This is a genomic window from Cytobacillus sp. SAFR-174 (assembly GCF_051964675.1).
Classification (GTDB): Bacteria; Bacillota; Bacilli; order Bacillales; family Cytobacillaceae; genus Cytobacillus.
The window spans coordinates 1-1,435 of the sequence record NZ_JBQCMZ010000048.1 but is presented as its reverse complement, the minus strand read 5'-3'; the positions used below and the strand labels follow the sequence as shown (position 1 = coordinate 1,435).

The following is a 1,435-nucleotide window of genomic DNA, read 5'->3' as shown; positions in this document are numbered from 1 at the left end:
CTTGAGGTGATTAAAATGCTTTCCAAACATAATCCAATTCAACGGGATCAAATTGAAATGATTGCACTAGACGAACTTGTACCAGCGGACCATTTGGTTCGTAAAATTGAGGCTGCGATTGACTTCTCATTCATCTATGACTTGGTAAAAGATATGTATTCAGAAGTAGGACGCCCAAGTATTGACCCTGTAATTTTAATTAAACTTTCATTTATTCAATATACCTTCGGTATTCGTTCCATGCGTCAAACCATTGAAGAATTGAAAACGAATATGGCTTATCGATGGTTTTTAGGCTATGGCTTCCACGATAAAGTTCCTCACTTCTCAACTTTCGGTAAAAACTATGAGCGCAGATTTAAAAACACCGATCTCTTTGAACAGATATTTTACCGAATCTTAAAAACTGCAGCTGAAAAGAATTTAATTAGTGCAGAACATGTTTTTGTAGATTCTACTCATGTAAAGGCGAGTGCAAATAAGCGTAAATTTGAAAAGAAAGTTGTTCGAAAAGAAACCCGTGCCTATCAAGAACGCCTTCAAGAAGAGATTAATCAAGACCGTGAGGATCATGGGAAAAAGCCTTTTCCACCAGACAAGTTTGATAAGGAAGAATTCAAAGAAATTAAGGAAAGTACAACAGACCCAGAGAGTGGCTACTATGTAAAAGATGAGCGTACAAAACAGTTCGCCTATTCTTTCCACGCAGCAGCAGATCGCAACGGCTTCGTACTAGGCACAATTGTAACCCCAGGTAACACGCATGATAGTCATATTTTTGAGCCATTGGTAGGACAAGTCATTGAGAAAGTTAGTAAACCAGAAGCTGTTGCGGCAGACGCAGCTTATAAAACACCTGCCATTACAAGCTACTTATTGAAGAACGATATTACACCTGCTTTACCTTACACACGACCACGCACAAAAGAGGGTTACTTCCGGAAACATGAGTATGTTTATGATGAGCATTTTGACTGTTACATTTGTCCGGCTGGTGAGATTTTAAAATATACTACGACTACCAAGGAAGGGTATCGTCAATATAAATCAGATCCGCGAATTTGTGCTGGATGCCCATTCTTGTCTCAATGCACACAGAGTCAAGCACACCAAAAACTAATTCAGCGTCATGTGTGGGAGGAACATGTGGAAGAGGCAGATCACCTTCGTCACCATCAAGACGTCAAACCGATCTATGAGAAGCGCAAAGAAACAATTGAGCGTGTATTTGCAGATGCAAAAGAAAAGCATGGCATGCGTTGGACAACCCTAAGGGGACTTAAAAAATTGTCCATGCAGGCGATGCTTACTTTCGCTGCCATGAATTTGAAAAAAATGGCCAACTGGACTTGGCAAGGTCCAGAAATGGCCTAGAAGATGACCTCGGAGAGGTCTATAATCCTCTGAAAATGATTCAAATCCAGTAAAAAATCAA

General features: G+C 40.0%; 1 protein-coding gene. It reads left to right on the top strand.

Going from position 1 to position 1,435, the window contains the following annotated elements; all coding sequences use genetic code 11:
- Positions 1 to 15 precede the first annotated feature (15 nt).
- Entirely contained in the window at positions 16 to 1,374 is a 1,359-nt protein-coding gene (locus ACTHRG_RS23480) for an IS1182 family transposase (protein ID WP_076263586.1), read from the top strand.
- The last annotated feature ends 61 nt before the right edge of the window (positions 1,375 to 1,435 follow it).